Genomic DNA, 13,952 nt, shown 5'->3' on the forward strand with positions numbered 1-13,952 from the left:
GCTCGCTGTCCGCTGATCACGCGTGGCGGGGCGTGCGCCCCGCAGGGAGGATGCCTGTTCCCCGGCCCCCGCGCCAGATCCCGGCGCCGAGCGACCACACGGACGCTCCGCGGGGTGGCCGGCGCAGTCGGACGGCTCGATCAGCGGGTCAGATCGATGCAGGGACGGCTGGCACCCGAGCCGTCCCACAGCACGGCGAACCCCGCCCGGCGAAAGGCCGCTACCACCCGCGTTCCCGCGCGTTCCATCTCTGCCGCAGTCCCCTCGGGCGCTCCCCAGAAGGCGAGGTGCAACTGTCCCGTGGCCCGGGCACGCCGGGTGTCCTGTCGGGTGGTGAAGCAGAACCCCACCAGGGCGTCGAGGTCAGCACCTCGGGCGTGGAACTCGTCGCGACAGTCGGAGAAAGCATCGGACTGGGTGGTGCCCGTACCGGCAAGGGCGATGAATCCGTCGGTGTTCAACTCGGCGAACACCCGTGCGATGCGCTTCTTCGCCCCGCGCCAATCGGATTTGGACCAACTCCCCGTCGGTTGCGGGTCCGTCGTCGATGCCTCTGCCGACCCTGGCACCGGTGTTCTCGCCGGCCCTCCACCCATCGCGACCTCGATGAGCCCGATGACTTCCTCGGCGGCGGCATTGACCGTGATGTGGTTGCCATGGCCGTCCCGGACGTCGGGATCCGCTCCATGTGCGAGGAGCAGCGCGACCGGCTCGGGTGCCGAGGAGAACTCGGCGGCCAAGTACAGGGCCGTGCGTCCGTCCCGGCTCGGTTGCTCGACGGGAGCCCCATGGGCCAGGAGGACCGCAAGGGTCTCGGTGGCCGCGAAGGGGTCCTCGCCCGTGGCCATGGCGGCCCAGTGCAGCGCGCTCCAACCAGCCCCGTCGAGCGCGGTCACATCAGCACCGGTGTCCAGGGCGGATCGCAACGCCGTCGCATCGCCCCGACGCGCGGCAGCGAACATATCCATCGACTCCTCCAGAGCCACTCGATCAGTCTTCGCTCGCGAAGGCGATGCGGCCTTCCCCCGCGTAGACGTTCATCGAGCTGCCGCGCAGGAACCCGACGAGAGTCAACCCCGACTCGGACGCCAGATCAACCGCCAGCGACGAGGGCGCGGACACCGCGGCGAGCACGGGGATTCCGGCCATCACGGCCTTCTGCGCCAACTCGAACGAAGCGCGCCCCGACACCAGGAGGACGGCTCGTGACAGTGGCAAGCCGCCCTGCTGCACGGCCCGGCCGATCAGTTTGTCGACGGCGTTGTGACGACCCACGTCCTCACGCAGGTCGAGCAGTTCGCCCGATTCGGAGAACAGCCCGGCGGCGTGCAGCCCCCCGGTCCGGTCGAAGACCCGCTGCGCCGCGCGCAAACGGTCGGGGAGCGCGGCGAGTAGCGCGGGCGTGACACGGACCGGGGGAGTGTCGGCGATGGGGAATCGGGTGGACGTCCTGACGGCATCGAGGCTCGCCTTTCCGCACAGGCCGCAGGACGAGGTGGTGTACACATGCCGTTCCAGACTGATGTCCGGAACGGTGACGCCGGGTGCGAGCCGTACATCTACGACGTTGTACGTATTCACACCGTCCGCGGTCGCTCCCGCGCAGTAGGTGATGGAACGCAATTCCTCCGCAGTGCCGATCACTCCCTCGCTGACGAGGAATCCCGTCGCGAGAGCGAAGTCATCCCCCGGGGTGCGCATGGTGATCGCCAGCGGTTTGCCGTTGAGCCGTATCTCCAGCGGCTCCTCGGCGACCAGGGTGTCGGGGCGGGTGGACACCACGCCATCCCGGATACGGAGGGTGCGGCGGCGCTCGGTGGCCCGTCCCATGCGGCTCCCTTTCCATCCATCGATCTCTGGGTGTCCGGAGGTGCCACGCCCTTCGACGTCATGGTGGCCCGGCTTCTGCGAGGTGGGCCCGGCGCCCCGGTACGTCCCATTCTCCCGCACCGCGGGGCCGTGACGTCGGCCGCCCCGACGCTGATGGACAGGGGTCTCGTCCAGCGCTGCTGCGGCCTCTCGCACCGGCCATGGCGACCATGATCACAAGAGACGCAGATCACGTCCGCCCCATGAAAGTCAATTGGTTTGCCACACTCGGGGGGCTGCCGACCACTGCCGAACACTCTGCCCGCGTCGCAATCCTTCCGGAAGCTCCAAATTCAGGGGGCCTAATCCTGTTGGATCACCTGCCCTCGTACCGGTTGGTAGCAGCCAAGACTTGGGTCTTCCACTGCCCGCATGGAGGGGATCGCAGATGACCGGTTCACGTATCACCGCCCTAGGGCACTACCAGCCCGCCACCGTACTCACGAATGAGGACATCGCCGCTCTGGTCGACACCAGCGACGAATGGATTCGGACGCGGGTCGGGATCGAGACCCGCCACCGTGCCGCGGACGACGAACCGGTCGACGAGCTGGCCGCGCACGCCGGTGCCAAGGCGATCGCAGCGGCCGGTCTCACTCCGCAGGACATCGGGCTGGTCCTGGTGGCCACGTCGACCGCGATCGACCGGTCACCGAACATGGCGGCCCGGGTGGCAGCGCGGCTGGGCATGGAGTCGCCAGCGGTGATGGACCTCAATGTGGTCTGTGCCGGTTTCACCCATGCCCTGGCCACCGCCGACCACGCCGTCAGGGCAGGGGCCGCCGAACGCGTCCTGGTGATCGGTGCCGACAAGATGACCGCGATCACCGACTGGAGCGATCGCACCACCTGTGTTCTCGTCGGCGACGGCGCTGGCGCGGCGATCGTCGAAGCGGACCCCCTCGGGGTCGATGACCAGGACGGCGAGGGTGGGCATCGCCCGGGCATCGGGCCGGTGCTGTGGGGCTCGGTTCCCTCGATGGGCCATGCGGTACGCATCGAGGGGACGCCGCCGCGGTTCGCCCAGGAGGGGCAGACCGTCTACCGCTGGGCCACGACCCAGCTGCCGCCGATCGCCCGCAAGGTCTGCGAGCGCGCCGGGGTGCTGCCCGAGGAGCTGGCCGCGGTCGTGCTGCACCAGGCGAACCTCCGGATCATCGAGCCCCTCGCTCAGAAGATCGGCGCGGTGAATGCGGTGATCGCCCGCGATGTCGTCGAGTCGGGCAACACGTCCGCAGCCTCGATCCCGATGGCCCTGGCCAAGCTGGTGGAGCGCGGTGAGATCTCCACGGGCGACCCGGTCCTGCTGTTCGGCTTCGGCGGAAACCTGTCGTACGCGGGCCAGGTCATCCGCTGCCCCTGACCCGGGAGGCTGTTCCTGACCGGGAAAGCTACCGGTGATCTGGAGGGCTGTCCCTCACCGGGAAATGAGGGTGGCTCCGGCAGACTGGACGGCATGGCGACCAAGAGAAGCGCGGGACTCCTTCTGTTCCGCACCCCCGATCGGAGTGGGGCCCTCTCGACAGAGGTTCTGATCGGGCACATGGGGGGACCTTTCTGGCAGGACCAGGAGGAGCGGGCATGGTCAGCGCCCAAGGGGGAGTACACCCCTGACGAGGAGCCCATGGCTGCCGCGCGTCGGGAGTTCGAAGAGGAGTTGGGGTTCGCTCCGCCGGAGGGCGATTGGCTGCCTCTCGGCGAGTCCCGACAGCACCACGGAAAGATCGTCACCCTGTGGGCGATGGAAGCCGATCTCGATCCGGCACCTTTCGTGCCGGGCAACTTCACCATGGAATGGCCGCCGCGCTCGGGCCGACTCATGGAGTTTCCCGAGATCGATCGGGTCGAGTGGACCGGGGTGGAGGCGGCCCGCACCCGACTCGTACCGGGCCAGTTGGTCTTTCTCGATCGACTTGAAGAACTGCTGGTGTCACGCAGGGGCTGACGGCGGCCGTGCGTGCCCCCTGGTCAGCCGATTCCCTGTCGGTCGGCCAGCAGCGCGAACTCGCGGTCCGCGGCTTCGGACACCGCACCGACCACGGATTGCACCAGCAGTGTCCGGTGCCGCAACAGGGGGATCCGCCGCTCCTCGACCATCACCCGCTCGTCCCATCCCCAGGTTGAAGCAGGGTCCTGTGCCAACAGGAGCAGCAGATCGTCGACGGCTGCCATCAGCCGCCGGGTGACCTGCGGTGCGTTGGTCGAGGCAGCTCGGATCTCCGCCAGCCCCAGATCGACGAGATCCGTCCAGTTCGGCACGTCCTGTTCGAGTCTGACCTGCCCCTGTGTATCCCGGTGGTGCAGGGCGCCGAGCGGTTCGTGGGCGAGCGCGGACAGCAACTGCACGATTCGGTCCACGCACTGGACCGCCGTCGTCGGATCGTTCACCGCCGGTGAGAGGGCGCGCAGTGCGATGTCCGAGAGCTGTCGCAGCCCCAGTCCGAGGTCCTGGTGGAACGTGCGCTCGGTGCCGACGTGAACGGCGAACGAGGGCACCCGCAGCCGAGTGTTCGACTTGCCGTGAACGGCCAGCATCGGAGTGCCGGGAACGACGAAGTCCCCGATGCGGGGGATCAGCCGCAGTACGACCCCCTGCCGTCGGGCCCTTCTGACCAGCCAGGTCACGTTCACATCGCGCAGCACGCCCGCCCGCCCTCGATAGGGAATGCGGAGGGATTCCGGCGGCAGTTCCACCGGCGTCCCCTCCCCGGTCGGTTGGCGTGCCAGAGCGCGCATCGCCTCCCGGGTGATTCGATCCACTACGGGCCCCACCTGCATCAATCGCAGGGTCGATGACACATAGGCGATGAACAGCAGCAGACTCAGTGCCACGAGCACCATGGTCAGCAGGCTCTGGATCACCGGTACGGAGCTGACTCGGCGCGGGTTGATGTCGCTGTCGTAGGAGGTGAGCACCAGGAGGGAGAAGAGGAAGGTGGCCAGGAAGATCGTCAGGGTGAGCTTGCTGATGCGACTGCGTACGAAGATCCGCACCACCCGCGGGGTCAACTGACCGCTGGCCATCTGCACGGCCACGAGCGAGATGCTGAAGACGACACCGATGAAGGTCATCATGGCCGAGCTGATCGTCGTCACGATCGTCTTGGCGTCCTCGGTGATCGACATCAGGGAGCGGACCTCGTCGTAGGACTGCTCCTCCTTCAGCGCCGTGATCAGCGCGGTGTCGAGCGCGGATGCCCCCACCCACAGCAGCACCGAGAGGACCAGCCCCAATGTGGGCGCGAACCACAGGGTGTCCCTCAGATGCTCACGCAGCGGTGAGAGCGGGCGGGGCCGTCGATAGCTGCGAACGCTCACGCGACTGAAGGTAGCGTCACTCATGGTGTCTTTGCGTGTACGGGGCGCAGTGTCGTGGTCCGTGAGTGCTCGGGCGCACAGAGCGCATCGGGCGCGAGAGCAGGAGTGGGCCGTCGGCACGGCGAGCTCGACCGGCCCCTGGACGGTCATGCAGTCGATTCGATCTCTGCGTCCGTCCCGACCTTCACCTCGATCCGCAGGGCCTGGTCACATTCGACCCGATTCGTTCCCGATCCGTTCCGTCAGGATGCGGGGCCTGAATGCGGGGCGAAGTGGATCACCGCTCTGACCAGCGGCCGAAGCGAAATGGCGAGACGAGACGGGTTAAACCCCTGGTATTGTTGTCCTTGTCGCCGCGGGAGACCGCGGTGGTCACCTAGTCCGGGTGGCGGAATGGCAGACGCGCTAGCTTGAGGTGCTAGTGCCCTTTATCGGGCGTGGGGGTTCAAGTCCCCCCTCGGACACCAGAAATCACCAGGGATGCCTTCCCTGATCGGTTTCATCGAACTCCCAGTACCGACTGACTCGGTCTGGGAGTTCTTCGTGTATCCCCTCGGATGTTCCTTGAGGGACACCTGCGGGCGGACCCGGTCGGCGGGCTCGCCCGACGCCGGCTCACCCGACGTGCACACGCGGGCGGCGTTCCGGATCCGGCTCCGCCCGGCGCAGCACCTCCCGGGTCACCGGCGCGGTCTCCCCGTCGCCGAAGACCAGGAAGCGCAGCAGACGCCCGAAGGGAGCGCCCTCGGTCCAGGTGAAGTACGCGTGCGGAACGTCGCCGGTGAGATCCCGGACGCGCAGCAGGACCGCCGCGATCGCATTGGGGACCGTGGCAGCCTCCACCCGTAGTCTGCGCACCCCGTGTTTCTCCTCCCCGCGGACCAGCAGATCGGCCGTGAAGTCCGACGAGTCCTTCACGAACACCTCCAGGAAGAGCACCGGGCGCCCGTCGGGGATGTGGGTCTCCTGCCGCTGTTGGTACTCCTTCAGCCGGTAGGCGGCCGATGTGTGTTCCGACGGTGCGTTCGCGATGATCCGTAGGGGGCCGCCGGCGGCTGCCTCCTCGATGAAGTGTGTCGCCGTGGTGTCGAAGTCGACCTCCGCCGAGCGCAGTTCGAAAGCCCGGTGGACCCGTGAGGCGAAGGACGTCAGCACGATGGTGACGATGAACAGTGCTGCGATCTTGATGCCGTCCGGACGCTCGATGACATTGGCGACGAGGGTGTACGCGAAGACCACCGTGATCACAGCGAATCCGATGGCCGCCCTGCGGCGTCCGGCCCGTCGAACCGCCACGGTGGAGGCGAACGACGCGGAGAGCATCAGGACCAGGACGCCCGTGGCGTAGGCGCCGCTCTGCTTGTCGACGTTCGCATCGAAGTACCAGGTGATGACGGTGGCGATCGCCACGAACACCAGCACCAGGGGGCGTACGGCCCGGGTCCACTCGGGGGCCATGCCATAGCGGGGGAGGAACCTCGGTACGAGATTGAGGAGTCCGGCGAGCGCCGAGGCGCCGGCGAACCAGAGGATGCAGATGGTGGAGACGTCGTAGGCGGTGCCGAAGCCCTCCCCCAGATGCTGATGGGCCAGATAGGCGAGGGCGCGCCCGTTGGCGGGACCGCCGGCCTTGAAGTCGTCCTGGGGGATCAGCAGCGTCGTCGCCAGACTGGAGAGCAGCAGGAAGACGCTCATGATCAAAGCTGCGGTGGTGAGCAGTTTGCGGGTGTCCCTGATCCGGCCGACCGGGTGCTCGTACGTGTCCTGCGGGCCGCCTTTGATCTGTGGCATCACCGCCACTCCGGTCTCGAACCCGGACATGCCGAGGGCGAGTTTCGGGAAGACGAGCAGCGCCACCCCGATCATGACGAAGGGGGAGGAGTGCTCGGTCGTCATGGCGTCCCACCAGTCGGGGACCACGTGTGGCTCGTTGACCACCTGCCATGCGGAGCTGGCCAGCACGACCACGTTGAGCGTCAGATAGATGGCCACGAGCACGACCGCCACACCGATGGCCTCCCGGAACCCCTTGAGGAAGACCGCGCCGAGGAGGCCGATGAGAACCAGGGTGATCCAGAGGTTCTCACCGTGGAGCCACTGCGGCGCGTAGGGGTTCTCCACCACATGGGCGGAGGCGTCGGCGGCCGAGAGGGTGATGGTGATGATGAAGTCGGTGGCGGCGAATCCCAACAGGACCAGGACGAACAGTTTCCCGGCCCACCAGGGCAGCAGTCGTTCCAGCATGGCGATCGAGCCCTCGCCGTGCGGTGACTCCTTGGCGACCCGTCGGTAGACGGGGAGGGCCCCGAGCAGGGTCAGGGCCAGCAGTCCGAGGGTCGCCAGGGGGGAGAGGAGTCCCGCGGCCAGTGCGGCGATGCCGGGTTGGTAGCCGAGGGTGGAGAAGTAGTCCACCCCGGTCAGGCACATCACGCGCCACCATCGATGGCCGCGGTGTTCTGCGGTGGGCGCCCGGTGGGGGCCGGGGTGTTGGGCCGGTTGGTCGGTCAGGCCGTTGAGCAGCCAGGCCCGACACCGTGCGGTCAACTCGCCCCGTGTCCCACTGCCGGGTGTGGTGTCCGTCATCGTGCACCTTCCACCGTGAGGGGGCGAGGCCCGGTCTGCGGGGGAGCGAGTACAGCGGTGGCGCATGGGGTCGGGCCCGTGGTCCTGGGGCGGGGTGCGATGTGCCGGTCGGTGCCGCGGATCCGGTATGTGGTGCGGTGCACGGCCCTCGGGCCCGGCCGGATGGAGACCGCGCGCACCGGTGACGTTCGTCGCCCCTGCGTTGCCCGCGGGGGCGGTCGGCGCGCCTGTGGCTGCCCGGCGTCACCGTCCACCTGTGGTCAGCCCCCTCGCGCCGCGGTCATCGCTGCCGACCGTTGGTCCTTGCCCGCCGTCTCTCGGTGACGAACCGTTGCCGCGCCCATCACTCAGACCCGCAAATTACTGCAAATCATTACGAATATCAGCGACCCGCCGTCGATCTTCCGCGGTGGGTTCGTGTGGACCGTGCGGATGGATCGTTGGCGCATCCATCGATCAGTCGGTGCGATCACCACATCCCCCGGTGTCGCCGATGCCCCGACCAAGCAAGGGGGCCGGTTGCCGTACAGGTTCCGTCAAGAGCAGGTCCCCGGCCGTATGGGACACATCAACGAAACCGGCGGAGTGGCTGAAAAGGGGTTTCCTCGAATCGTCCCATCCCGCCCCACATAGGGAGCTCACGATGGCCGATGTGGCCTTCGTCGTTGTCACGATCGCGGTCTTCGCGCTGGTGGCCGTTGTCGCCAAGGGGGTGGCGAAGCTGTGACTGCCGAGAACGTTGTCGGTGTGATCGTGGCGGTCGCCCTCCTGGGCTATCTCGTCCTCGCGCTTCTGTACCCGGAGAGGTTCTAGCCCGGATATGAGTTCCGTACTTGCCGGTGTGCTCCAGTTGCTGGCGCTCATAGCGGCCCTGGGGTTGGTGTATCGCCCGTTGGGTGACTACATGGCCCGTGTGTATGCGTCGGAAAGGCACTACCGGCCGGAGAAGTGGATCTACAAGGCCATCGGAGCCGACCCCGACACACAGATGCGGTGGCCCGCCTATCTCCGCGGAGTGCTCGCGTTCTCAGCGGTGAGCGTGCTCTTCCTCTATCTGCTCCAGAGGTTGCAGGGGGTGCTTCCGGGGTCGCTCGGCTTCCAGTCGATAGACCCCGACCAAGCCTTCAACACCGCCGCGTCGTTCGTTGCCAACACCAACTGGCAGTCGTACTACGGCGAGCAGGCCATGGGGCACGTGGTGCAGACCGGTGGACTCGCGGTACAGAACTTCGTGTCCGCAGCGGTCGGCATGGCGGTGGCCGTTGCGTTGGTACGGGGATTCGCCCGTTCGCGCACCGGAGAGCTGGGGAACTTCTGGTCGGACCTGGTCCGGGGCACGGTCCGCATCCTGCTTCCGATCTCGGTGATCGCCGCGCTGATCCTGGTCGCCTGCGGTGTGATCCAGAACTTCGCGGGGATCCATGAGGTCGGTCAGTTCCAGGGTGGAACCCAACAGTGGAACGGTGGTGCGGTCGCCTCTCAGGAGGCCATCAAGGAACTGGGCACCAATGGTGGCGGCTACTTCAACGCCAACTCCGCCCACCCGTTCGAGAACCCCAACGCCATCTCGAACCTGCTGGAGATCTTCCTCATCCTGCTGATCCCGTTCTCCCTCACCCGCACCTTCGGGCAATTGGTGGGCAACGTCCGGCAGGGGTACGCCCTCCTTGGCACGATGGCCGTGATCTGGATCGGGTTCAGCGCCCTGATGATGTGGACGGAGTTCGCCCACAACGGTCCCGCACCGGAAACTGCGGGCGGCTCGATGGAGGGCAAGGAGACCCGGTTCGGCATCGCGGGCTCCTCCCTGTTCGCCGTGGCGACGACCCTCACGTCCACGGGCGCGGTCAACAGCTTCCACTCCTCGTACACCGGGTTCGGCGGTGGCATCACCATGCTGGGGATGCAACTGGGCGAGATCGCACCCGGAGGTGTGGGGTCGGGACTGTACGGAATGTTGATCATGGCGATCATCGCGGTCTTCCTCGCCGGTCTGATGGTGGGCCGCACCCCGGAGTACCTGGGGAAGAAACTCGGCACCCGAGAGATCAAGCTCGCGGCCTGCTACATCCTGATCACGCCCACCCTGGTGCTCGGCTTCACCGCCGCCGCCCTGGCCCTGCCGACGCCGGGGAACTCGATGACCAACTCCGGAGCCCATGGCTTCTCGGAGATCCTGTACGCCTACACCTCGGGCGCCAATAACAACGGATCGGCCTTCGCCGGTCTGAACGCGGACACCCAGTGGTTCAACACCACCATCGGTCTCGCGATGCTGCTGGGCCGCTTCCTGCCGATCCTCTTCGTCCTCGCGCTGGCCGGCTCGCTCGCCGAGCAGCGGCCCGTTCCCGCCACCGTGGGCACCCTGCGCACGGAGAAGCCCCTGTTCTCCGGGCTCCTGGTCGGCACCATCCTCATCATCACCGGACTGACCTACTTCCCGGCCCTGGCGCTGGGTCCGCTCGCTGAAGGGCTCGCGTCATGAGCACGATGACACCCACCCGGGCACCACACCCGCACGACCCCCGTGACACCGCACCGGCAGCCCATCGGGTCGGCGGCGGCCTGTTCGACCCCCGGCAACTCATCGCCTCCCTCCCCGACGCACTGCGCAAGCTTGACCCACGGGTGATGGTCAAGTCCCCGGTGATGTTCGTCGTCCTGGTCGGCTCGGTTCTCACCACCGCCCTTGCCATCACCGATCCCGGCGACTGGTTCGGTTGGGCGATCACTGCCTGGCTCTGGTTGACCACCCTCTTCGCCAACCTCGCCGAGGCGGTCGCCGAGGGCCGAGGCAAGGCCCAGGCGGACACCCTGCGCCAGGCCAAGACCGACACCGTCGCCCGCAGGCTCATCGGTACCGTCGAGGAACGCGTCCCCGGCACCGAACTGCGCATCGACGACCTCGTGGTCTGCGAGGCGGGGGATGTCATCCCGGGCGACGGTGACGTCGTCGAAGGTGTCGCATCCGTCGACGAGTCCGCGATCACCGGCGAATCCGCCCCGGTCATCAGGGAATCCGGAGGCGACCGCAGCGCGGTCACCGGCGGTACGAAGGTACTGTCCGACCGGATCGTCGTGAAGATCACCACCAAACCGGGGGAGACCTTCATCGATCGGATGATCGCCCTGGTCGAAGGCGCCGCGCGACAGAAGACGCCCAACGAGATAGCCCTCAACATTCTGCTGGCCTCACTGACTGTCGTCTTCCTCCTCGCCGTGGTCACCCTCAAACCGTTCGCCACCTACGCGGGGGCCGACGAACAGACCTCGCTGATCGTGCTCACCGCACTGTTGGTCTGTCTGATCCCCACCACCATCGGCGCCCTGCTGTCCGCGATCGGCATCGCCGGCATGGACCGACTCGTCCAGCGCAATGTGCTGGCCATGTCCGGCCGCGCCGTCGAGGCGGCCGGTGATGTCTCGACCCTCCTCCTCGACAAGACGGGCACCATCACACTCGGCAACCGTCAGGCCGCCGAATTCGTCCCCGTCGACGGAGTGGGTGCCGCCGAACTCGCGGACGCGGCCCAACTCTCCTCCCTCGCCGATGAGACACCCGAAGGCCGATCCATCGTCGTCCTCGCAAAAGAGGCCCATGGACTGCGCGAACGTCACCCGGGTGAACTGACCGGCACCGAATGGGTTCCCTTCACCGCACAGTCCCGCATGTCCGGCGTCAACACCGCCGGCCGTCGTATCCGCAAGGGCGCCACCGGCTCCATCGTCGCCTGGGTCCGGGAGCAGGGAGGTGACATCTCCCCCGACGCCGACCACATCGCCGACGCCATCGCCGAAGCCGGCGGTACCCCCCTGCTGGTCGCCGTCGCCGATGCGGAAGGGGCCCGCGTACTCGGCGTCATCCACCTCAAGGACGTCGTCAAGGAAGGGATGCGGGAGCGCTTCGACGAACTGCGCCGGATGGGCATCCGCACCGTCATGATCACCGGCGACAATCCGCTCACCGCCCGTGCCATCGCCAAGGAAGCCGGCGTCGACGACTACCTCGCCGAAGCCACCCCCGAGGACAAGATGGCCCTCATCAAGCGTGAACAGGCGGGCGGCAAGCTCGTCGCCATGACCGGTGACGGCACCAACGACGCCCCCGCACTCGCCCAAGCCGACGTCGGCGTCGCCATGAACACCGGCACCTCAGCCGCCAAAGAGGCCGGCAACATGGTCGACCTTGACTCCAACCCCACCAAACTCATCGAGATCGTCGAGATCGGCAAGCAACTCCTCATCACCCGAGGCGCACTCACCACGTTCTCCATCGCCAACGACGTGGCCAAGTACTTCGCGATCATCCCCGCCATGTTCGCCGTCGTCTATCCCGGCCTCGACAAACTCAACATCATGCGGCTCGCCTCGCCCGAGTCGGCGATCCTGTCCGCCGTCATCTTCAATGCGCTCATCATCATCGCCCTGGTGCCCCTCGCCCTCAGGGGAGTCCGCTACCGACCCGCGAGCGCGGACCGGATGCTGCGACGCAATCTCACCGTCTACGGGCTCGGCGGTCTGGTCGCCCCCTTCATCGGCATCAAGATCATCGACCTGCTCATCTCCCTCTTCCCCGGCATCAGGTGACCGCCATGAACACCTCCATCCGCAACACCGGACGCCTGCTCACGGCCGCACTGCGCACCCTCCTGGTGCTGACCGTCGTCTGCGGTGTCCTCTACCCCCTCGCCGTCACCGGTGCCGCACAGACGCTCTTCCCCCACCAGGCCAACAGCTCCGAACTCAAAGCCGAAGGAAAGGTCGTCGGCTCGTCCCTGATCGGACAGACCTACCAACTCCCCAAGAAGGATCCCGACGACCCGGACGAGGCGGCCAGGCCCGATCTGCGCTGGTTCCAACCCCGCCCCTCCAACGGACTCGGCACCAACAGCGTCAACACCCAGTACGCGCTGATCCTCTCCGGTGCCACCAACCGCTCAGCCGACAACGCCGAACTTGTCCAATGGATCGAGGACGCCAAGAAGGCCGTGATCCAGGACAACGCGACCGAGGGGCGCAGGATCAGCCCGTCCGAGGTGCCCGCCGACGCCGTCACCTCGTCCGGTTCCGGACTCGACCCCCACATTTCCCCCGCCTACGCACGTCTCCAGGCCCAGCGGGTCGCCGAACGCAACGGACTCCCCGCCGACGAGGTGGAGGCCCTCGTGGCGGACCACACCCAGGGCCGCATCCTCGGATTCATCGGGGAGCCCCGCGTCAATGTCCTGCGACTCAACGCCGAACTGAAGGAACTGGTCTCACGGCAGGCCCGTTGAGCTTCCCCGCCACGGCGGCCGGGACCCGATTCGGGTCCCGGCCGCCGTGGCTCGTGCCGTCACTGCGCCACCGGATCAGTGCCCGGCCCGCTGCCCCGGTGTCCATACGTCGACGAGTGCCGCCAAAGCACCCGCCAGCGTGATCAAACCCGGACCCGCCGGCCCGCCCGGCTCCTCCAGATACAGGTCCCGACGGATCTCCACCACCAACGCGCCGACCCGAGCGTCCTTGCCGTAGAAATCCAACGGCACATAGGCGCCGGCGAAGGGGGTGTTCACCTCGATGTCACCGCAGTGCGCGAACGCCTCCCGGGCGGCCGTGAGGAGCTCGGAGGGCGTGTGGAATTCGTCCGTACCCAGACAGATCGGTGGTCGCGGACCGTCGCCGTGCAGTTCATAGGGCAGCCGCCGCGAGGGGTACGAGTGGACGTCGATCACCACGGCCCGGCCGGTGGCGGCCAACCGGCCCGCCACCGCCGCCGTCATCGAGCGGGCGTACGGATGGAAGTACCGCGAGATCAGCGGTTGCGGATCCACCGACCCCCGCAGCGTCCTGCCCTGGGTGGTGCGGGTGTAGACCGCGCCCATCCCGACGGCCGCCATCTCCTCGCGCTCATCGGGGAACCGCTCGGGATCGACGACCAGCCGTGAGAGTTCGTTGACGAACTGCCACGGCCGCACCGCCGCCCGCTCGGCCGCCGCAGCCGCCAACCGTGCCGTGTGGGAGTCGGTGATGTGGTCGAGTTCTCGCTCCAGCGCCTCATCGTCGAGGACGATGCCCGCACGCACCGCGTCGGGGATCGCCCGCGAGGAGTGTGGTACGTGAAGGATCACCGGGGACTCATGCGCGCCAGGCACTAGCGCGAAGGAGACGGGGTGCTCAGATGCCATGGATCGCTCTCTTCG

11 protein-coding genes and 1 tRNA gene are annotated in these 13,952 nt (G+C 67.4%); 7 read left to right on the forward strand and 5 right to left on the reverse strand.

Going from position 1 to position 13,952, the window contains the following annotated elements; translation table 11 throughout:
- Positions 1 to 140: 140 nt before the first annotated feature.
- Entirely contained in the window at positions 141 to 962 is an 822-nt protein-coding gene (locus OID54_RS30960) for an ankyrin repeat domain-containing protein (RefSeq protein ID WP_329024920.1), read from the reverse strand.
- 28 nt (positions 963 to 990) lie between these two features.
- The gene (gene fdhD, locus OID54_RS30965) at positions 991 to 1,830 is read right to left on the reverse strand and encodes a formate dehydrogenase accessory sulfurtransferase FdhD (RefSeq protein WP_329024923.1); all 840 of its coding nucleotides are present in this window, start codon (positions 1,828 to 1,830) and stop codon (positions 991 to 993) included.
- A 427-nt stretch (positions 1,831 to 2,257) separates the two neighbouring features.
- On the opposite strand from fdhD, the gene OID54_RS30970 reads away from it, so the two are divergent.
- Together OID54_RS30970 and OID54_RS30975 are read left to right on the forward strand one after the other, a co-directional pair.
- Positions 2,258 to 3,232 carry a beta-ketoacyl-ACP synthase III gene (locus OID54_RS30970; RefSeq protein ID WP_329024926.1) on the forward strand — a complete coding sequence of 325 codons (975 nt, stop codon included), beginning with the start codon at positions 2,258 to 2,260 and terminating at the stop codon, positions 3,230 to 3,232.
- A gap of 93 nt (positions 3,233 to 3,325) precedes the next feature.
- Positions 3,326 to 3,814 carry an NUDIX domain-containing protein gene (locus tag OID54_RS30975; RefSeq protein ID WP_329024928.1) on the forward strand — a complete coding sequence of 163 codons (489 nt, stop codon included), beginning with the start codon at positions 3,326 to 3,328 and terminating at the stop codon, positions 3,812 to 3,814.
- Between the two features lie 23 nt (positions 3,815 to 3,837).
- Here OID54_RS30975 and OID54_RS30980 read toward each other — a convergent pair whose 3' ends face one another.
- On the reverse strand, positions 3,838 to 5,187 hold the full coding sequence (locus OID54_RS30980; RefSeq protein WP_329024931.1) for a DUF2254 domain-containing protein: 1,350 nt from the start codon (positions 5,185 to 5,187) through the stop codon (positions 3,838 to 3,840).
- Positions 5,188 to 5,566: 379 nt separating this feature from the next.
- On the opposite strand from OID54_RS30980, the gene OID54_RS30985 reads away from it, so the two are divergent.
- Positions 5,567 to 5,654, forward strand: a tRNA-Leu gene (locus OID54_RS30985).
- A 148-nt stretch (positions 5,655 to 5,802) separates the two neighbouring features.
- Here OID54_RS30985 and OID54_RS30990 read toward each other — a convergent pair.
- Positions 5,803 to 7,770 carry an amino acid transporter gene (locus tag OID54_RS30990; RefSeq protein WP_329024933.1) on the reverse strand — a complete coding sequence of 656 codons (1,968 nt, stop codon included), beginning with the start codon at positions 7,768 to 7,770 and terminating at the stop codon, positions 5,803 to 5,805.
- A gap of 723 nt (positions 7,771 to 8,493) precedes the next feature.
- Between OID54_RS30990 and kdpF the strand changes: the two genes are divergently transcribed.
- From kdpF to OID54_RS31010, 4 genes are read left to right on the forward strand one after another with little or no spacing between them, the layout of a single operon-like run.
- Positions 8,494 to 8,583 carry a K(+)-transporting ATPase subunit F gene (kdpF, locus tag OID54_RS30995; RefSeq protein WP_329024935.1) on the forward strand — a complete coding sequence of 30 codons (90 nt, stop codon included), beginning with the start codon at positions 8,494 to 8,496 and terminating at the stop codon, positions 8,581 to 8,583.
- Positions 8,584 to 8,590: 7 nt separating this feature from the next.
- On the forward strand, positions 8,591 to 10,255 hold the full coding sequence (gene kdpA / locus OID54_RS31000) for a potassium-transporting ATPase subunit KdpA (RefSeq protein ID WP_329024936.1): 1,665 nt from the start codon (positions 8,591 to 8,593) through the stop codon (positions 10,253 to 10,255).
- Positions 10,252 to 12,357: a potassium-transporting ATPase subunit KdpB gene (kdpB, locus tag OID54_RS31005; RefSeq protein ID WP_329024938.1), complete on the forward strand. Its 2,106-nt coding sequence runs from the start codon at positions 10,252 to 10,254 to the stop codon at positions 12,355 to 12,357. The genes kdpA and kdpB overlap by 4 nt, the downstream gene beginning before the upstream one ends.
- 5 nt (positions 12,358 to 12,362) lie before the next feature.
- Positions 12,363 to 13,046 carry a potassium-transporting ATPase subunit C gene (locus OID54_RS31010; RefSeq protein ID WP_329024940.1) on the forward strand — a complete coding sequence of 228 codons (684 nt, stop codon included), beginning with the start codon at positions 12,363 to 12,365 and terminating at the stop codon, positions 13,044 to 13,046.
- A 75-nt stretch (positions 13,047 to 13,121) separates the two neighbouring features.
- On the opposite strand, the gene OID54_RS31015 is transcribed toward OID54_RS31010, so the two are convergent.
- Positions 13,122 to 13,937 (reverse strand): N-formylglutamate amidohydrolase, encoded by an 816-nt coding sequence (locus tag OID54_RS31015; protein WP_329024943.1) that lies wholly within the window; start codon positions 13,935 to 13,937, stop codon positions 13,122 to 13,124.
- Positions 13,938 to 13,952 lie beyond the last annotated feature (15 nt).

The sequence above is a fragment of the Streptomyces sp. NBC_00690 genome (assembly GCF_036226685.1).
Taxonomy (GTDB): domain Bacteria; phylum Actinomycetota; class Actinomycetes; order Streptomycetales; family Streptomycetaceae; genus Streptomyces.